Raw genomic sequence first — 19,660 nt, forward strand, 5'->3', positions numbered from 1 at the left:
CGTCATGCGCGACGCAATGGCTTGTCCTGCTGCGTCGTCCGCGGCGCTGTTGATGCGCTTGCCCGACGACAGGCGGGTGATTGCCGACGACAGCGCGCTTTGCGTGCTGCCCAGGTTTGCTGGGCGACCAGCGAGTTGATGTTGCTATTAATACCGATCATGATGTTTCCTCGTATGGCACGTTGTTAGGAATGGGTGCGTGACGCTTTTGCTTCATCGCGAGCGCCCGTCATTTCGGCCGCTTATTTGGGTTTTCGGCCCCTCTGTCCGAAACTTTAGGGGGCACCGCAATTTGTCAGGTGATTCGTCGTGGGTCTGGCACGACAATTTTTCGATGGGGAAGATTCGCGCGTGAGGGGCCGGTCAAATACCGAGGGGGCGGCGGTGAACGAGATCACATTAGTTGGCGTTGACTTGGGCAAACATGTGTTTCATCTTTGTTGTCAAGATTGCAACGGCTACGCTGTAATGAGAAAGAAAGTTGCGCGATCCCAAGTTTTCGAATTTTTCGGCAATTTGCCGCCCTGTACGGTTGCGATGGAAGCTTGTCCAGGCTCTCACTTTCTGTCTAGGCAGGTCGCTCGGATGGGCCACGCTCCCCGGCTGATATCTCCCCGCTTCGTACGAGCGTTTGTCAAAAACAATAAGAACGACTTCATCGATGCGGAGGCGATCTGCGAGGCGGCATCCAGGCCAACAATGCGCTTTGTGTCGCCAAAAACCGAAGAACAACAAACCATATCTGCCCTGCACCGGGTCCGCCAATCGCTCGTGCGCGAGCGAGTCGTCTTGAATAACCAAATTCAGGCGTTTTTGCTCGAATTTGGGATCGCCGCGTCACGGGGGATGTTTACGGCGCAACGCCTAGCTGTGGTGACGGGAGAAGGACAGTTGCCCTTGGGCATCGCGAGTCTTCTAAGCCAGCTGGAACAGCGCTCGGCGCTAGCAAGCGCTGCCATCAGAGACTTAGAAAAGCAGATGACCCGGCTTCTGAATGGCGACCCTGCTGGGCAGAGGCTCCTTTCGATTCCGGGGATTGGCCCTATCACTGCAAGCGCGTTGATAGGTGAGCTCGGAAACGGATCGCAGTTTTCATGTGGGCGCGATTTCGCCGCTTCGCTTGGGCTCACTCCGCGCCAGCGTAGTACTGGTGGGATAGTAACGCTTATCGGGATAAGCAAACGCGGTGACAAAGACCTTCGCACGCTGCTCGTCCTATGCGCACGCCTTTATATGTTTCGCCTGCCGAAGGAGTCGGGGCCACTTGCTGATTGGGTCCGCGCGCTTAGCGCGCGCCGCCCGTCGAGCGTGGTCGCGTGCGCCCTCGCAAACAAATTCGCCCGAATCGCTTGGGCGATTGTTGCCCGAAATTCGCAGTTCGAAGCCCATCACCTCCAGCGCAAGAAACTTGCGAAAGGGCTCAGCACAGCCCAAGATTGAATTTGCGGCCAGTTGAGCTTGATGGCAAATGATGGGTGCAAGCAGAAACTCCGAATAAAAAAATGGCTAAGCAAGCCGATCGACGCGAGCTGCTGCAAAACTCTATTCGTTTGCCGGAACGGTAAATAATATCTTGCCCCTGGATCCGCACACGTTCCGACTTGAAGAACCCGCAGGACGATGATTCCGAGGTATCTGGCTATGTTGGGCCGGTCAAGTTTTTGGAAATCTCCTGCGCGGTTGCTTAAACCCAGAGTCGACACCTTACGCCCCGTTTGGGGCACTTTTTTAAGCATTTCCGCTGGGAATGCTATAGACCATCGTCACCCTCGGGGCTTCAACTGCTCCTATTCAGCGATGGCGCACGGGAAAAAGCCCAGACATGCCGGGCCTTAAACCAACGCGGGAACCACCTTACCGCCTTGGTAGCGTTTCTCTCGTAACTGGCCTGTCGGCTCTGCATGTTGGTTTTATAGTCGGGCGTTTGTTACCGGTCAGTAGGGCTATGATAAGCAGCAGCCAGCTCGCCGCCCGCACCCCCACGCCGTCGAGTAATGCTTTCCCGAATCACTGCCCGTGTCTGCCGGATTTCGCCCATGGTGCCTCGTGCCGTTGGACCAGGCAGGTGTAGACGCAGCGAGTGCTGGACTACCACATCTGGTTCAAAAGGCTGAGCAGGATCGTTGGAGACGCACCTTTTTGACAGTAGCCGTCGAATTCTCCGACTGCAGCGCGTTGTCTCACTTCATCGGCATCGATGGCGGTGAACGCGACAATGCCAATGGCTGAGGATTTAGCTTCCTTGCGAAGCAGCGCAGCCGTGGTGAAGCCATCGCACCTGGGCATATGAATGTCTAAAATGATAATGTCTGGCAGCCATGATGCGGCTTGGCTCAGAGCCTCCTCTCCGCCAAATGCGACGCGAGCATCCAAGCCTTCTAAGCTTAGAAATGTAGCGAGTGCCTCTGCAGCTGCCGGGAAGTCATCGACTACCAACACGCGCTTAGGCGCGTTCGAAGAATGAAGCCTTCGCATGGACCAGTTTTGACAAAGATTGTTTAGGATAGGGTCGGTCATAGCGAAAGAAAGCATGCCTGGTTTCGTAGTTTTGAAGCAGCTTTCGTACCGCAATTAACCGATAATCAGTTAATTTATCTGTCATAGTTTTGTTCGTTCTTCGGTGTTTCGTTAGAGCGGCCGAATTCCGGCTCTACTTCATCTAGCAGCTCATCATGACCGAACCCTTGTCGCCGCAAGAAACCATTCGAAGCGCGTTGCAGCTTTCTGCGAAGCGTCTGCGTCATCAACACGCGCTCGCAGCCAACTTTGGCCTAGCGGCGCTGAAAGCGCATCGAATCGATGCAGTGCTCCAGCAGGCATGCGAGGTCGCATCCAGTGGCCTTTCATCGCGATTCGTTAAATTGTTAAAATATTTGCCTGAAAGCGATTCACTCCTGCTCGAAGCAGGAGTGGGTTGGGACACATCAGACATTGGAACGGTAGAGCTCGCAGCGGACGACGCGAGCCCTGCGGGCCACGCATACCGAAGCGGGCTCCCTGTCCTCTCCAACCACTTGGGCGAGGAGCATCGATTCCGTACACCAGCACTCTTGGCAAAATACGGCGTCAAGCGTGCCATAAACGTGCCGATTCGCGGCATCCCCGTCTCTTACGGGGTGTTGGAAGCGGACAGTGCCGACGGCGAAGATTTTATTGAGACGGATATCGTCTTCCTCGAGGCGGTTGCGAATGTGGTCTCGATAACCCGTGAGCGACTTGCTGCGGAGGAGCAGGAAGGACCCCAGGAGCTTTTTTCGACCGCGGTACTGGACGCGAGCACTGACTGCGTTCTAGTGCTGACCGTCGATGGCCTAATCGAATATATGAATGCCAGTGGCTTGGCGCAATTTGAGCTCGATGATTTCTCTCAGGTCGGCGGGAGCGCTCACAGCAGATTGTGGCCAGACACTGAAGCGCGAGCGATCTCTGGCGCGTTGCATGCTGCCGCGCGCGGAGAATCGACACGTTTCGAAGCGTTCAACGCGACCTATCGCGGCAACGCTCGGTGGTGGGACGTCTCGGTCGCCCCCATCGCGGACAATACTGGCGAGGTGAGGCGCATCCTTTTCGCGGCCCGAGACATCACGGGCCGGCATTTGGAAGAAGAGCGGCTTATTGAGCTAATTGAAAAACAAGAACTTCGAATCGACGAATCCGCGCTCAAGGTAAAAGAAATACATCATCGTGTCCGCAATAGTCTGCAGCTTGTACAAACTTTGCTTGCGCTACAAGGAGGTCTATCCGGGGACAAGACCGTAGCCGCACACTTGGAGACAGCGGCAGCCCGGGTAATGACCATTGCCTCGGTCCACGAAAGGCTCTACCAGGATGATGGTGCGCAATCAGCTGACGCGAGTGTCTATCTCTCGGATCTGATAAAGGACCTTGCCCATCTATCCACTGAGCGGTCCATCATCTTAGAAGCAGCGCCAACAGTCTTGTCAGCTGCGCGACTTTCTGCGCTTGGGTTTGTCACGGCTGAGCTCGTGACCAACGCGCTAAAATACGGCCGAGGTCAAGTCAGAGTGGTCCTTGAAACCCAAGGCGCGATGTCTCGCCTAACAGTCGAAGACGAGGGTTCCGGGTTCCCGGAATCATTTCCGAAACCGCAAGGAACAGGTCTTGGCATGCGGCTTGTGACGGCCTATGCGGGGATGGGCAATAATAGCGTGCAGGTTGATCGCTCAGTTCCGCATAGCCGCATCGTCGTTGAGTTTCGTAATGCTTAGGATTTGTACCTTTCGGAGAATAACCTCGTAATCGTGTCGACATCCGACGACCGTGTTTCGTATAGATAGATAGATTGGTTGGATGCACAATTGTGGCGCTCTTTTCAATTCGGACGGCATCCAGTTAAGAACATCAAGACGTCAATGTGCGAGGGCGTGAGCCCACGTGAGCCTAAACGCGTCCACCGGCTTTGATTCGCTCACGCGCTACCTTTGCCGAGCCCGGTGGCGGCTCGTTCAACACCGCCCAGAAAACACCGAAATCCGCCACTGCTTTTATGAATTCGCCGAAGTCGATGTGCTTCACGACAAATGCGCTGGTGCCCGCGTTGTAACGGCGCACAAGGTCGCGCTCTTCTTTAGATGAGGTCAGCACTACGACGCGGACTTCTCTGAGCTTCTCGTCCGCGCGCCTGGCTTCAAGGACCTGTACGCCATCAATTTCGGCAATTTCAAATCAAGCAGCACTACCGCCGGGTTTCCGACTTTACGAGTGCTCCATTGACTTTCGCGGCGGAGGTAGGCTAAAGCCTTCTCTCCATCGCGTACAGAAATGACATCATTGGCAAGATGACTCCTCTCGAGTGCGAGCAGAGTCAACTCTAAATCATAGGGGTTGTCTTCGACGAGGAGGATGGGCTTCAGCATGAAAGATTCGACATCTATATAGTTCAACGGTCGATTAAAACATAGTACCAGCGCTTTCAAATTCGGGACGGTAAGGCCGCCAGGCTCATCGTGCAAAAACCTCTCCGGTTTGCGCGACCAGAGCACCGAGTTCGTCCGTTTTAGCGTTTAGCATGGCACGTGCCATGGGAATTAAAACGCGGACATCTTATCGAAGTGCGCTTTGAAATCTTCATGTTAATCACTGTTGACAAAGAACAAGAACAGGACGTTGGCTCGCAGCAAAATATCCGGTCTTGATGGGCACGCTCGGGGTTGGCCGTTTGAACTCAACGATGCAGTCAAGTAACCTGGTCGGACCGGCTCTCGGCGACCAGTTTTTCAAGTTCGGCCAAGTCGAACGGCTTCGCTAGAATCTTCACACCGGCGTGGGTGGCCCGTTCAATCTCGTCTGCGTAACCTGTCATCAGCGTTATGCTTTCATTAGGCCACGTCTTGAGAACATGCTCGGCGAGGTCTATGCCGTTCATCGCGCCAGGCATTTGAATGTCGGAAAGAATCAGGTCGAAGGTCGCTCCTGAATTCAGAAGATCCATCGCGCCGTCCGCGGTAATTTCATGCTGGACCTTGCATCCCATCATTTCGAGGACCGCCGACACCCCGGCTGCAACTTCTTCGTTATCCTCAACCAGCAATACGGACGTGCTCATGCGTAAGGTCGGCAGCGGCACGACCGCCGCAGTTTCCTCGACCGCTACGGGTTGCACCAAGTAACGAGGGAAATAAAGCCTGACAGTGGTCCCTTTCCCACGGATGCTATCGACGCGAGCCGTGCCGCCCGCTTGCTCTGTTGCGGAGAGCACTTGGGCGAGCCCCAGTCCGAGGCGTGCGCCTTGTGCTTTGGTCGTGAAAAGAGGCTCGAATGCACGGCTCAGTACGTCGTCGCTCATGCCAGAACCGTTGTCGGTGCAAGCAATGGAAATGTAGTCGCCCGCAGGCAAAAGGTCGTTCCTTGCCGGGAGTTGCGAATTCTGGCACCGAATCACAAATCGCCCGCCATCGGGTAACGCGTCCTTTGCGTTCATTGCGATGTTGATGATGGCTGATTCGAGTTCGGTTTTGTCGACGAAGATGGGCCAGACGTTGGGCGAGACCTCAATGCTCACATGAACCCGTTCACCGAGTGCGGTAGCAACAAGCGATTTGGCGGATGACAGCCAAGAAAAAAGGTCGACGCTTTCAAGCTTGAGCGGCTGCTTTCGCGCAACGCTCATGAGCCGCCTTGCGAGCGATTCTGCACCAACGCCGGCGCGCTCCACTGCGACAACTTCTTTCTCAACATTCATGAATTCCTTCTTTCGCGCCAAAGCGGAATTCGTTGAGACCACCATCAGAAGATTATTGAATTCGTGGGCAATGCTCGCCACGAGATTACTCAATGCGCTTACGCGCTGAAGTTGCCTCGTTGAAGCCTCTGCAGATTCACGCCTGGAAGTTTCCGTTTGCCATTTGTCCCAAGCGATTTTTTCCGCCTTTAACTGCCTGAGCGAGAACATAACCAATAGCCATATTCCGGCACAAGGAATAGCGGTGATAAGTGTGATGAAGACGAAATGATTGCGCCATTGGCTTGCGATCGCCGCCGAAGAAATCCCGCTAACAACATAGATGGGATAGTCGCCCACGCGGCGAAAAGCCACAATTCGCTCAAGCTTATCGACCGACGACGTCATCTGTAAGTGACCGTAAAGCTCGTTGTTCTTCAGTGCTCGGGTAAAGGCGGTGTTGGAGGCGGCTGCCGCCGCAGCGGGTTGAGTGTCGGGGTACCGAACTAAGATGCCGCCGTCCTTGCGATAGAGCGCAACGTTCAAGGCCCCTGCGTCATTGGTCAGGGCGCGATAAAAGCTATTGAAATATTCTCTTCGCAAAGCAATGGAAACGACACCCAGAAATTTGCCGTCGTACCCTGAGCGACCGATGCTCGTGGTGAATACGTCGGTTTGCGCCACCTTGCCGCGCAGTGGGAGCGAGAAGTAGGCCTCGGGACGAATGGCCTCGGCCTGCTTGAAATCGTCCCTGTCACGTATCGACACCGGCGGGGCTGGGAAAACACGACTGGTTGCGAGCAGGTCCCCCTTCACTCCAAACACCGATATCCCGGCCACCTGCGGAAACGCGCCGCCAATCACAATCAGGTTCTTGTGAATCGTGTCTTCACTGTCGCGTATCGTGAGGTCGTCGCCGTCCCCAAGCATGTCGACAATGCGACCGCTAATTTCGCCATTCAAATCAAGCACCTTCAGAGCCTGTTCTTCAGCGACCTGCGCGATACGGTCGACGATGTCGTTAGCCTCGGAGATTCTGCGCTGATAATCGTAAAACCCGTAAGCGAAAAGAAAGGCAGATGGAACCAGGACCGATATAGCCAGCACGAACAGCAGAATGTATTTCGTTGACGAAAAACTCCGCGGCGCAGTGGCAGGGTCTGCTTGAGAAGCAAAGTCGCGCACTCGTCCTCCTCCAACGTACGAAAGGTAAGGCTTTTGAACAATCAAAAAGAGGATCCACATCGGGAGGCCGCGTTTGCCCAAATTTTCGGCCAGGACGCCTGGATTAGGTAACAAGTAGATTAGAGATATCTTTTCCTAAATCCTGTATCTTCACTTCGAAAAGCTGCAAACGGGTAACAATTGCTGTTAAAGATCGCACATCCGAACTTTCTACCTAACACGAATGTAATTAACGACAGACCACCGCAGTTGAGGGACATCGTGTCTGAAAACTTGTTACCAGAGGTTGCGCGCACACAACGCGAGCGGTTCCTGACTACCGGTCTATTAGGCGAGCGCGCGCGTCGTGGTCCCAATCATGAAGCCGAGCTTCGGTGCATTTATGCGCTTGCGCATTCGCTCGCGACTTCAAGCGAAAAGATGCTGCAAACGCTTGCCGACACCGCGCTGCTGCTATGCGATGCGGGAAGCGCAGGGATCAGCCTTATTGAGCGCGATGACACGGGCTTAAGTTATTTCCATTGGGTCGCGACCGCAGGCCTCATCTCAACTTACACCGGCAATACGACGCCAATCGATGAAAGCCCTTGCGGAGTGACGCTGGCGCTTGGCGGCGTTCAGATCTTTGCGTATCCGCAACGCCACTTTGATTGCTTAAAAGGGCGGATGCCCGAAGTAGTCGAGGGTTTGGTCGTTCCGATCCTTGGCCAATGCGAGCCATGGGGAACAATCTGGGTGATGTCACACGATGAGAATGCTCGGTTTGACGCGGAGGACGCCCGAGTATTGATGAGCCTTGCGAGTTTCGTCGGCGCTGCGTTGGTGGTCGAGCGGGCGAAGACGGCTGCCGAAACACGAGCGGAAGAGGCAGAAGCGGCCCGAGTCGCTTTACAGGCGTCGGAAAAGGCCATGAGCAATGCCATTGCTATGATTGCTCATGAGTTGAGAGGGCCATTGGCACCTATGACCAATGCCCTGGAGGCAATCTACCGGCTATCTGATTCGAAGCAGGGTTTTGTGTCGGCGCTCGATATAGCGCAGCGACAAACGCGGCATTTGGGACGGCTCGTTGACGACCTGCTTGACGCCTCACGCATTCGTTACGACAAAGTCGCATTGGAGCGAAACGAGATGGTGCTCCAAGAAATTGTCAGAGAAGCAACCGCCTTATTGTTGCCAGACATAAACCACCGGAAGCATTCGCTTGAACTGAATTTGCCGGAGGCTTCGGTCATGGTTGTGGCGGATTCAGGACGGCTCATCCAGATTCTCACAAACGTCATAAGCAACGCGGCGAAGTACACACCCGATGGTGGATTCATCCACGTGAGCGTGACGACACGTGAACCGTCCCCGCTGGAAAGCGCTGGGCGCACAGAGGCGTCAATTGAGATTACAGATAATGGAATGGGGATTTCGAAGAACGCATTGCCTCGCGTCTTCGACATGTTCGTACAGTCAAGAATCTGTGACGCGAGTCGAGAGGGTGGACTCGGGATCGGTCTTGCTGTCGTAAAGCATTTGGTCTCTCTGCATGACGGGACGGTCGAAATCAAGAGCGATGGCGAGGGATGTGGAACAACAGTGTTGATTCGCCTACCTGTGCGTGCGCCGCGCACCGAAGCATCGTCGGACTAGCGGTGTATCGGCAGCCAGTTATCGCTCTTGGGTCGCGTGGGTCATTCCCCGATCTCACGATTTGCCGCCAGTTGCCAGAACGGCACACCTGCATCTAAACCCGTTCCTCTTTTCCTCTTTCTCTTACCACTGCTCGGCGGCTGCCCTGCTCATTCAGATACCGGTGGCCAACGAAAGCGTCACCGATGCGGGTGGCATTCAATGGATGACTGGGGCAGGCGGGCGGGTACACGCTGAAGTGTCCCCAACCTCATTTCATGGAACCAGGAGGCACGCCCCAAATCCTGCAAATGTGGTTAAACCGTCCTGCACGGCTCACGATAAGTGCGCCGCGTCGTGTTGAAATTTAAGAATATGCAATTCCGGCCGTACCCATGGCCGAGGACATGACACAAGTGAAATTGATTTCGCGCCTGTGCAATGCAGTGCACGGACCCAAGGACTCGTTTGACTGGAAACCTTCCTATTAGTCATTGAGATGTCGGCTGGTAGCACATCAAGACTGAGCATTCAAAAAGTTAATGAGGCAAGCAGGTATTCCTCAATGTCATGCCTAGCAGCATCAGTGCAGCCGCACGGCGCGTCGCAGAGTTCCGCCGCGTTTGGCTTAAGCGACGAAGGCGATATGCTTGAGTTAGCTGCGGCGATTTTGCCTCGAGCGACCGCTATTCGCGTTCCACGATCCCGTCGGCTGAGCGCCACTTCGGCATGAAAAGAGCGTGGCTTAGCCTGCAAAGAACACAATGGCCGCTGAAACACCGACTGTTGCGAAACTGCGGACAAAACGATAATTCTGCCCGCCAATCGATAACTCGTTTTCTCCAGACCGCGTTAGCTCAAGCATCTCGTTGGCCAGAGACACCGCTATGGTGGCGATTTTGCGCAGTTCGTCGCGCGGACCCGACGGGTCGCCAAGGTAGACGGTGCATACACTGTCCTCGTAGCGCACCATCAAAATGGTCTCAGCGTTGTCCAGCGATTGCTCGAGATATTTCGCAAGTATCTCTAACGATTCTGGAGATCGCCCCAGGTCCCCGCTGACTATTTCGGTTTTCTCAGTCAATTCGCTTTCCTCCTTTCGACTAACCATGACGCGCTTTCCATTTCGTCCGTTCAATTTTTAGGCGTTTTCTGGGCACCAAAATAGGCTTTCTACACCCGCAGCATACCCCCGCCCGCACTCCGCCTTCGACACTGGTCCCGATCCGCAGATAAACCTAGCCAACGCAAAAGCCGGCGACCGCAGCAGCCAGATGAGCCAGGGGTTCGCCACGCGGGTATTCGTCGCGATATTGAGCGCCCGGAGAAACAGGCCAAGGCGCTTCCCGCCAAGGCACCGACAGCAAAAGCCAGCGCGCCACATGCGGCAGCATGGCGAACTGCTCGGGGAAGACTAAACGTTTCATGAATTGCCAAGTCTGAAGACCTCAAACCTCGGCAGCGCAAGCCGCGGGGAAAGCGCGCCAAGCGCACGAGCTTACCGATTCCTGGACCCAGGAACGCGTAGACATCGTTAGCTGGTTCGACAAGGTGACTCAGTTAAGTCACTCTAGACACCGGTTTGCGATGATCTGCGGCAGCAATGCCATCCGTGAGCGCGATTGCCGAAGTATTTGACGTCGGCTGACGAACGCGAATTCGGCACCGGGCGCGCTTCGTGCATCGTGTAGAGGGCCGTAACACCTCTTCCCAAACGCCGATTCAGCGCCGGAGATGCGAATGACACCAAAAGGGCTCGACAAGCGGATCCATTCCACATCGCCGCTTAACGCAGAGCCGGAACTCAAGCGCCTTATCGCCGGCATGCACACGACTCAAGACGATTTTTACGTGCGCAATCACGGCAATGTGCCGGTGATTGACGAGGCGCTCCACCGGATTTCGGTCTCCGGCCGAATAAGCCGTCCGATTAGTCTTTCACTGAACGATCTTAGAAGCCGCTTTGAGCGCGTGTCCGTCAGTGCCGTAATGCAATGCGCTGGAAACCGGCGTGCTGACCTGCTGTCGGTGAAACCCGTCTCGGGTGACCCATGGGCGCCGGGGGCGATTGGCAATGCGGTTTGGACCGGCGTGAGGCTCAAGGACGTGCTCGAATCGGCCGGCATCATGTGCGGTGGAGAAATGCACGTGGTATTTGCAGCGTGCGACGACTGCGAAGCAGAGGGCAAACGCTTCCGCTATGGCGTGTCAATTCCGGCGAGCAAAGCGCTATCGGGCGATGTGCTGCTCGCCTACGAAATGAACGGCGAAGTGTTGAGCCCGGAGCATGGGTATCCATTGCGCGTAGTGGTTCCAGGATACGCGGGCGTGCGCAGTCCGAAGTGGCTGGCATCGATCGAGGTGCGCGACAAACCATCGGACAATCACATGCAGCAACGCGAATACAAATTGTTCCCCGCTTCCGTCGATGAAACCAGTGCGGACTGGAAGAACGGGACGACGATCAACGATATGCCTCTGAACTCGGCCATTTGCGAACCGAACGAAGGAGCGACATTGTGCACAGGTCCTGTCCGGGTCTCCGGATACGCCGTGGCGACGGGAACATCGGTAGCGCGCGTAGAAGTGTCGTCAGATGACGGGGTGACGTGGACACAAGCCGCACTCAACGTCGAGCCTCGCACCCCGTGGAGTTGGACGCTCTGGAACGTTGAATTGACGCTGACGAGGGGCACTCATGAACTGTCAGTACGAGCATGGGACGCGGCGGGACAGACTCAGGTATCGCAAGCAGCCGATGTATGGAATTTCAAAGGCTATCTGAGCACAGCGTGGCATCGGATCACCGTCACTGTCCAATAACGGGCCCGAATTGGGCTGGAGAGTGTTCACAGGATGTTGACCAAAGTCGCCGTGCATGGTTTAAACGATCTGCTTTCTAACCACGCTGCACGACGGTGATCTCGTCGCTTCTCGGTGTGCTTGCGGCGCTGCCAAACCGCACGATCAAATGGGCGATTCATGGCTTTTTCGAGCTTTTCCGCTGGATTCCGCTGGTGGTCAACGTCTGCTTCGCGTTTTTCGGCGTGCCTTTGCTCGGGCTCGACCTGCCGCCGTTCGTTGCCGCGACGGTAGGACTGTCTCTGGGGGCGGCGCAGACGACACGGTGAACGTATCGGGCGGCCTGGACTCGGTGCCGCCGCGTCAGTGGAAGAGCGCGACGGCGCTCGGCCTGCGCCGCTAGCAGATTTAGGCGTTCATCGCCGGCCCGCAATCACTCAAGTCGATCCTCCACCGGCCTTCACAGGCTTGCTGACTTTGCTTGTGCAGTCCACTGCGATCGGTGCGCTTGTCGGGGTCGGCGAGTTTCTAAGGTCGGCCAGAACGTGATCGAGCGGGCGACCATCATGCGAGGGCAAAGCCCGACCTTTCAGGTGTATGCGCTGATGCTGCTCGTCTACTTTGTCATCTGCTCGTCGCTGAGCGCTCTTTCACGCTACTTTTAACGTCGCATGCGCGTTTGACCGAAGCGGGCTGGCCTGAAATTTAGAGCGGTATCTTTGCGCCGCGTCTGCAGAGCTTTGAGGACATCTTCGGCCGGCTATACGACATCAACAAGGCACACGTGATCATGCTTATGGAGCAGGCTCTCTTGAGCGAGGCGCACGCTGCCTGCTTGGTACGCGGCATTCAGAAGATGAAAGCGACTGGCGCGGGTGTTGTCGCACGGGATCCGGGCCGCGAGGAAGCCTATTTCAATTACGGGGCGCATCTGATGAATGAAGTCGGCGCGGACGTCGGCGCACGCATGCACACGGGCCGCAGCCACAACTATATTATGGCGACGCTCCACCGCTTGCGTGGACGCAAGGTGCTGGTCAACGTGATCGATGCGCTGTCGAAGGTGCGTACCACGGCGCTCGAACAAGCCGAGAAATATGCGGACGCGGTTATGCCCGAGTACATACATCTCCAACCTGCCCAGCCGATGACCTACGGCTTCTGTCTCGCGGGCGTCGCACAGGCGCTTGAGCAAGATAGCCAGCGACTCATTGGTACGCTCAAGAGCATGAACGTGTGTCCGCTCGGCGCGGCAGCTTTCGCGGGCACGCCATTCGGGATCGACCGCAAGCGCACCGCGGACTTGCTTGGCTTTGACGATTACGTGGACAACGCGCTTGACGCGGTTGCATCGCGTAATTTCCTGCTGGAGAGCATCTCGGGCATGAGTCTCCTCGCAATTCTCCGGAGCCGCGGCGCACAGGATTATTACGTCTGGACCACGCACGAATTCGGACTAATCGAGTTGCCCGACAGCGTCGCAACGACGTCAAACAACATGCCGCAAAAGAATAATCCGTAGTGCTCGAATACCTAAAGGGATGCTGCGGTCATATCGTGGCCGCGCTGGTGTCCGCCACCATGGGTATTAGGTACCCACTTCAGCTACTCTGGTGAGTCAAGCCGTGAGGCGATTAGCGGCTTTTAAGATACGGCGCGCGAAGTCGTGCGCTGTCTCGAGCTTTTTGACCTAGTTCTGCGCACCGCACGACCGATGCGCGAGAACGCGCAGCGTCAAGCGGCACGCGACCTTTCCACCATAAAGGCGCTGGTCGACCTGATGGTCCAGGATCACGATCTGTCATTTCGCGCGGCACATCATGTCGAGGGCGCAGTCGTGCGCCGCGCCATGGACAATCGGGTGCCCGCTGATCTGATCGATGCCGATATGGTTGAGTCCGCCGCGATTGAGCAGCTCGGCAAGCCGCTTGGCATCGACGCTGAGGCCGTGCGCGCGTGTCTCGACCCAATCAAAAACGTCAATGCACGCATCTCGACCGGCGACCCGAGCCCGTTGATGTTACGCGCGCATGCGAGCACCGCGTTCGAACGTCTGAGCGAAGCAAAAGTGGCGATCAAGGGATGGCGCGATCGTATCGATCAGGCGCACGCAGATCTCTAGGCCGTAACTCGGATGGTGGCATCGAGATGAACCTCTTCTTTCGATCCAAGGACTGCGCAAGCACTTTGGCCCTCTTGAAGTCGTACGGGGCGTGGGGCGTGATGTTAACCGCGGCGAAATAGTGACGATTAACGGGCCGAGTGGTTTTGGCAAATCCACTTTTATTCGCTGCGTGAACGATCTGGAAATACCGACTGAAGGCACCGTTACGCTTGGTGACGTCAAGACCAACGCCCATGATCGTCGCGAAATGACAAAACTGCGTGAGGATGTTGGCATGATGTCTCAGGAATAGACGCTGTTTCCGCATATGTCCAATCTGCGTAAATTACCTTCGCGCCGGTTAAGCTCGGGCGCATGACGAAACAGGAGGCGAAGTCGATGGCGCTTAAGCTGCCAGAGCGAATTGGTCTCGCACACAGGTGGGACGGGTATCAGGAGATGCATCTCGCGAAAGGCTGCGCAGACCTCGCTATTGGATCGCCAGTCAGTCGAGCATCATGGCAAACGGTGGACGCGGGCAAATCCCCTGAGAAACCAGAGAGAAGATTGGCCGATCGACCCGAGCCACGACATACGCACTCGCTTCAAGAGCATTAAGAAAGGCGCACCTGATCTGCAAACGATTCTATCCAAGGGATCTGGAGGAATAGAACTCCGTGTCATAGCCGGGTCGAGTCGGTCATATCTGGTGATAGCCTTCATCGCACAGAACAACATTGGCGCTCTGCCGGATCACTTTTTCAATTACCTCGGTGGGGCATTCCGCTGTGAAGTCGCGGCCGGTTTTTGCCATCGATCAATGTTCAAGACCTTCTAGGGTGAGAGAGGAACGATCGCACCTGACCTCCACATGAGATGTTCTTCTCTGCATTCGCTTGAACATTCCGGCCACTGTAAGTGTCCAAATCAATGGGCACAACAGAGCTGCCGAGACATAGCTGGAACCACCTTAGTTAACCAAAACAACTTAAAAACCTTTCTAGTTAATTATTTGAATAAACAAACAAGTTTTGGTTGCAAGCAGTGCAATCTGGGAGTTAGAGTGAGTTGTTGTCCAAAGAAATACTTAAATTTGTTCGTTCGGACAAAGAGGTTTTTTTGCGCGACTCGTTAGTGGAATTGGTTTGTATGAAAAAACATATTTTATTATTAGCTCGCTGATTTACGAACAAATTCCTTGAAGTAATTTCTCGACTTTTTAATAAATAAAAAATAATTGCTTTATATTAGACTAACAGTAATCAATACCTCATGGCGAAGAATGATGTTGTATAGATGCTAGCTGTTGTCTTTTTAGATTGAAAATACGTCGCGATATAATCTTGATTTAACTACCGCTTGGTGACGAGTGAGCAAAAAGTTGAAAGAAAGGATTAGCGTGAACATGGACTATTTCTATTTATTTTAGGAGATTTTTTACCGTTGGTTATTGCTGACCTTGTCTTCGCACGTCTAACATATCGATCGTAATAAATTTCGTCCGCGTCCGTTACCTAGAAAGCTGTCCTCATTGCGCCGTTACCACCAAAAACCATTTCGGAGGTGAGGGTGCTCGACAGGTGGCCGAACTGAGCTTGTCCAGCAGCACTCAGTATGCTCAGGCTTATGTCTTGAGACCGTTGCCTGAGGTTCTCGCAGTCCGGCATAATGTTGTTAGAAGGCCTTCTGTCTTTTTAGTTTGAGTTGTGCGTTGCAAACCCACTGCCGCGTATTTCGAAACGGGGCGGCCAAGTCGGAGATGTCACAATACTAACTGGAAAGCGCAATGTTACTGGATGAAATTTCTGCCTTAACTAACATGGGATCACTAATTTCTGCCAAAAAAGAGATCGTAGCGCCGTACGATCTTGAAGTCTCTGATACCGCAGCTGCCGATTATTGTGCGCTAGGTTTGTCTAATGGTGTCTTCAACGCTGCATTGGCTGAATTTAATCCTGATTATGCAACTGTCTCAAGGGTGAGCGTCATTAACGGCATGGGCGTGACACTTGGGGATTCCATCATTGGCATAACGGCGTTGCACGCGATCAAAGCGAATTTTTCGCAAATTTCCTTTACTATTTATCGACCGAAACATACGCCCGCATACGTCAAGCAGCTTTATGAAATCGCCGCGCCGCAACTTGGCGAAATTGTCGATTTGCCAGTCCGGCTCGCCGCCCCTGAAGAGGGGGAGTTACGCATTGATATCGGCAACCATTTGTTCTGGCCAAAATTCACGCGAATGCCGATGATCGATTTTTTCATCGATGCATTGGGCGTGAAGCCGGAATCAATTCCCGCCGAACTCAAGCGCAACCATTGGCTTGAGGATCTGTGCTTGCCGGCGCCACGGGCGACGAGCGGCGATTACGTCCTGCTGTGCCCCACGGCGAGCACGCCTGTACGAAGTATTCCAGCGTCGCAGCACGCGCGCTTGGCTGAAGCGCTGTGGCAGCGCTTCGGGCTGCCTGTGGCGGGCTTTGGCGCGATCGACCATGCGCATTACATCGATCTCACGTCGCGCTCACCAGGCACTGCAGACTTCATCGCGTGGATCCGGGGTGCACGTTATCTTTTCACTCCCGATACCGCCGCACTTCATATTGCTGCCGGCTTCGACATTCCCACTACGGCTTTTTTCACCACGATTTCCCCTGACTTGCGGGTCCGTGATTACCCGTTTTGTCATTCGGTGAGTTTGCCGCTGCCGCAATTGGAGGGCATTCAAGCGAGCAATCAGGCAGGCGACATACGAATGATCGAGCGTGCGTATCGCGGGATAGCAACACCGGCATTCTTTTCAGAAACTACTTAACGTCGTTAAATTCAATGCACTCAAGCGTCGGCAATGTAGTCGGAATAAATTACCTGAAGTTGTAAGAATAAAATATGATATGAGTCGCTGAAAATCTACTCTTTTGTCATATTCGGGCAAACCATTAGGATGGTATGCTTCCTGCACGTATTCTTCATATCCTATGACGTAGGACGATTTGTGCGCCGAGATGGAACTGGTTGTGCACCACGGCGCAGATTAGATGCATTTCGTATGCACCAACTTGTCGTTTTTAGCAAACGTTTGCGAACACATCGAATTTCCTGATTCAGCGTCGCGCGGGTGGATTCCACCTTCGCGCATGGTTCAACGCCTGGTTCAACTTTCGCAGAGCGGTCTGGCTGCACGGAGCAACCCAATGTTTTTCGACGAACTCAGCAATGAAGAGTGGGCGCTGATCGCCCCGCTAGTGGCCGAAGGCGAAGTCCGTGAACATCGTCGGGGCCGGCCGCGCGCACATCCGCGCACCATCGTGAACGCGGTGTTGTGGATCCTGACAACCGGTGACACGTGGTCGAAGCTTCCCAGCCACTATCCAACCGTGCCGACATGCCGCCGTCGTTTCAATGACTGGCAAATGGACGGCACACTGATAGAAATGGTCACCCAGCTCGCCACGCGCGGCCGGTCATTCGCCATTGTTCCCTCGCCGCCGGTCGAAGCGCCGCAGCGGCAAACGCAAAGCGCGTATGAATGCGACCGCTTGCGCGGCGTGTTCTGGCAGAACCCGGAATCGTGGGGCGCCGGCGACGGACGCGGTGCAAATGCCGTCGACGCGCTGTTCGCTGCCGTGCCGCGCCGCTTGCCGGATGCGCATGATGTCGCACGCGCCAATGCGTCCACGGCGTTGTCCGCGAGTCGCGCCGCGATGCTCATGAATGTGCCGCGTCCCATGTATCACGATGCGTCGCGCATGGCCGGACATCGGCTCGATCCGGTGCCCATGGCCTTCGAACCCGACTGCACGCCGGTGCATGACGGGCACGGCTACGCCATCTATGCGATCGCGCGCCCGGTCGCGGGCAGCATGTTCCGCGGCTGGGCCGAAATCGTGAAAGACGGGCGGCGCGTCGAGCGCTCGGGCCTGATTGGTCCGCGGTACGGCAATGCGGACGAAGCGGCGGCGTACGCGCTGGAGTGGTCGCGCAGATGGATCGCGTCACAATCCACGCGGGTCACGCATCCGGGTCAGGCCGCATCGACGGAAGTCGCAATGGATGCTGCTGCCAACCTCGATCATGCGCAACTGGAACGCGCGACGCCCGTCGAAGCACGGCGTTTTGCGGACGTGCAAGGTTAGACGTCGCAAGACTTCACGTCATGCGGCGCGTATAAAGCGCGCGCCGCATGACGTTTCTCATTGGCGACCGTATTTGTCGTCGAAACGAACGATGTCGTCTTCACCCAGATATGTGCCCGACTGGACTTCGATGATTTCGAGCGGCATCTTTCCCGGATTTTCCAGCCGATGCTGCACGCCAATAGGAATGTAGACCGACTCGTTTTCGGCAAGGATGAACTCCTCCTGGCCGCGCGTCACCAGCGCCGTGCCGCGCACCACGACCCAATGTTCAGCGCGGTGGTGATGCATTTGCAGCGATAACCTCGCGCCCGGTTTCACCACGATGCGCTTGACCTGGAACCGGTCGCCGTTATCGACGGAATCGTAATGGCCCCATGGCCGGTGCACCTTGCGATGATCTGCCGCCTCCTTGCCTTGCTCGGCCTTGATGCGCCCGACGATTGCTTTCACGTCCTGCACGCACGACTTGTCGGCAACGAGAATGGCATCGGCCGTTTCCACGACCACGAGATTATGCGTTCCCACGCACGCGATCAGCCGGCCTTCGGAATGCGCGTATGTGGATGTCGATCCCTGGAACATCACACGTCCGCGTGCGACGTTTTCTTCGCTGTCCTTCGGCAGGATGTTCCAGATTGCGCCCCATGAACCGACGTCGGACCAGCCCGCGTTAAGCGGTATGACGGCGCCCGTGCAGGTGCTTTGATCGGCGGCGAGCTGCTCCATCACTGCATAGTCGATGGAATCCGAAGGCGACGCCGCGAACGCTTGTTTGTCGAGGCGGAAAAATTCGCCGTCGCGCGTGCCGGCATCGCACGCGGCGCGGCAGGCTGCATGTATTGCGGGCTGGAAGTGTTGAATGGCTTTCAGCCACACTGACGCCCGTACGATAAAAATTCCCGCGTTCCACCAGTACTCGCCGGAACTCACATATTGGCGTGCAAGTTCGAGATGCGGTTTTTCGACGAACTTTTCGAGCGGCCACGCGCCCGAACCAAGCATCTGCTGCCCGACCTTGATATACCCGTAGCCCGTTTCCGCATGTGTCGGGACGATGCACATCGTGACAATCGCACCGTCTTCCGCGCATTTCGCGCCCGCACCAATTGCCTTGTGAAACGCTTCGGTATCCGTAACAACATGGTCTGCGGGCATCACGACGAGAACGGCGTCATCGCCGTACGCCAATGCATGCATGGCGGCAACGGTCAACGCAGGGGCCGTATTGCGCGCGACCGGTTCGAGCAGCAGGTCGGCTTTGCGGCCCGACGAGCGCAACTGGTCTGCCGTCGTGAAACGATGATCCTCGCCGCACACAATGATGGCGTCGTCGACGCGGGCCGTGCCGTATGTCAGGCCGTCGAGCCGTTGCGCGGTGGATTGCAAAAGCGACTGTTCGCCAATCAAGCCGATCAACTGCTTCGGGAAATGCTCGCGAGACATGGGCCAGAGACGGGTTCCGGCGCCACCGGCGAGGATGACGGGCTGGATTCTCAGCCGGGTTTCGGAGGCGGCAGGAAAGTGTGGCGCGCTGACAAGCGTTGTATCGATGGCGGTCATGAAGAGGGAACTCCTGGGCTTGAACGGGTATTGCAATTTTTAGCACGGAGTAAATAGCCGATAAATCAA

Annotated in this window: 13 protein-coding genes and 3 pseudogenes; 9 read left to right on the forward strand and 7 right to left on the reverse strand. The window is 55.6% G+C overall.

Features of this window, described 5'->3' with window-relative positions; translation table 11 throughout:
- Positions 1-161: pseudogene (locus tag ACRXB1_RS05990) on the reverse strand (flagellin N-terminal helical domain-containing protein); the annotation flags it as partial.
- Positions 162-384: 223 nt separating this feature from the next.
- Between ACRXB1_RS05990 and ACRXB1_RS05995 the strand changes: the two are divergent.
- A complete protein-coding gene (locus ACRXB1_RS05995; protein WP_449491440.1) occupies positions 385-1,440 on the forward strand; it encodes an IS110 family transposase in 1,056 nt (351 codons plus the stop codon).
- A 648-nt stretch (positions 1,441-2,088) separates the two neighbouring features.
- Here ACRXB1_RS05995 and ACRXB1_RS06000 read toward each other — a convergent pair.
- A complete protein-coding gene (locus ACRXB1_RS06000; protein WP_449491441.1) occupies positions 2,089-2,532 on the reverse strand; it encodes a response regulator in 444 nt (147 codons plus the stop codon).
- Positions 2,533-2,672: 140 nt separating this feature from the next.
- On the opposite strand from ACRXB1_RS06000, the gene ACRXB1_RS06005 reads away from it, so the two are divergent.
- The gene (locus ACRXB1_RS06005) at positions 2,673-4,229 is read left to right on the forward strand and encodes a sensor histidine kinase (RefSeq protein ID WP_449491442.1); all 1,557 of its coding nucleotides are present in this window, start codon (positions 2,673-2,675) and stop codon (positions 4,227-4,229) included.
- A gap of 172 nt (positions 4,230-4,401) precedes the next feature.
- On the opposite strand, the pseudogene ACRXB1_RS06010 reads toward ACRXB1_RS06005, so the two are convergent.
- Together ACRXB1_RS06010 and ACRXB1_RS06015 are read right to left on the reverse strand one after the other, a co-directional pair.
- Positions 4,402-4,877: pseudogene (locus ACRXB1_RS06010) on the reverse strand (response regulator).
- A gap of 320 nt (positions 4,878-5,197) precedes the next feature.
- Positions 5,198-7,366: a response regulator gene (locus tag ACRXB1_RS06015; RefSeq protein ID WP_449491443.1), complete on the reverse strand. Its 2,169-nt coding sequence runs from the start codon at positions 7,364-7,366 to the stop codon at positions 5,198-5,200.
- A gap of 261 nt (positions 7,367-7,627) precedes the next feature.
- Here ACRXB1_RS06015 and ACRXB1_RS06020 point away from each other — a divergent pair, with 261 nt between their 5' ends.
- On the forward strand, positions 7,628-9,004 hold the full coding sequence (locus ACRXB1_RS06020) for a GAF domain-containing sensor histidine kinase (RefSeq protein ID WP_449491444.1): 1,377 nt from the start codon (positions 7,628-7,630) through the stop codon (positions 9,002-9,004).
- A 724-nt stretch (positions 9,005-9,728) separates the two neighbouring features.
- On the opposite strand, the gene ACRXB1_RS06025 is transcribed toward ACRXB1_RS06020, so the two are convergent.
- The gene (locus tag ACRXB1_RS06025; RefSeq protein WP_086381898.1) at positions 9,729-10,067 is read right to left on the reverse strand and encodes a hypothetical protein; all 339 of its coding nucleotides are present in this window, start codon (positions 10,065-10,067) and stop codon (positions 9,729-9,731) included.
- A 154-nt stretch (positions 10,068-10,221) separates the two neighbouring features.
- Positions 10,222-10,410, reverse strand: coding sequence for a hypothetical protein (locus tag ACRXB1_RS06030; RefSeq protein WP_375509005.1), 189 nt, complete (start codon positions 10,408-10,410; stop codon positions 10,222-10,224).
- Positions 10,411-10,723: 313 nt separating this feature from the next.
- Here ACRXB1_RS06030 and ACRXB1_RS06035 point away from each other — a divergent pair, with 313 nt between their 5' ends.
- The 6 genes and pseudogenes from ACRXB1_RS06035 (at position 10,724) to ACRXB1_RS06060 (ending at position 18,028) form a co-directional block, all read left to right on the forward strand.
- Positions 10,724-11,806, forward strand: coding sequence for a molybdopterin-dependent oxidoreductase (locus tag ACRXB1_RS06035; protein WP_375509006.1), 1,083 nt, complete (start codon positions 10,724-10,726; stop codon positions 11,804-11,806).
- A gap of 95 nt (positions 11,807-11,901) precedes the next feature.
- Complete coding sequence (locus ACRXB1_RS06040) at positions 11,902-12,114, forward strand: ABC transporter permease subunit (protein WP_449491445.1); 213 nt, start codon at positions 11,902-11,904, stop codon at positions 12,112-12,114.
- 299 nt (positions 12,115-12,413) lie between these two features.
- Positions 12,414-13,907: pseudogene (gene argH, locus ACRXB1_RS06045) on the forward strand (argininosuccinate lyase).
- A gap of 121 nt (positions 13,908-14,028) precedes the next feature.
- Positions 14,029-14,202, forward strand: a complete 174-nt coding sequence (locus tag ACRXB1_RS06050) for an ATP-binding cassette domain-containing protein (protein ID WP_449491446.1) — start codon at positions 14,029-14,031, stop codon at positions 14,200-14,202.
- Positions 14,203-15,675: 1,473 nt separating this feature from the next.
- Complete coding sequence (locus ACRXB1_RS06055; RefSeq protein WP_449491447.1) at positions 15,676-16,707, forward strand: glycosyltransferase family 9 protein; 1,032 nt, start codon at positions 15,676-15,678, stop codon at positions 16,705-16,707.
- Between the two features lie 379 nt (positions 16,708-17,086).
- Entirely contained in the window at positions 17,087-18,028 is a 942-nt protein-coding gene (locus ACRXB1_RS06060; protein WP_449491448.1) for a transposase, read from the forward strand.
- Between the two features lie 57 nt (positions 18,029-18,085).
- Here the strand turns inward: ACRXB1_RS06060 and ACRXB1_RS06065 are convergent, their stop codons facing one another.
- On the reverse strand, positions 18,086-19,591 hold the full coding sequence (locus ACRXB1_RS06065; protein ID WP_449491449.1) for a mannose-1-phosphate guanylyltransferase/mannose-6-phosphate isomerase: 1,506 nt from the start codon (positions 19,589-19,591) through the stop codon (positions 18,086-18,088).
- Between the last annotated feature and the right edge of the window lie 69 nt (positions 19,592-19,660).

This window comes from Caballeronia sp. M23-90 (genome assembly GCF_053574605.1).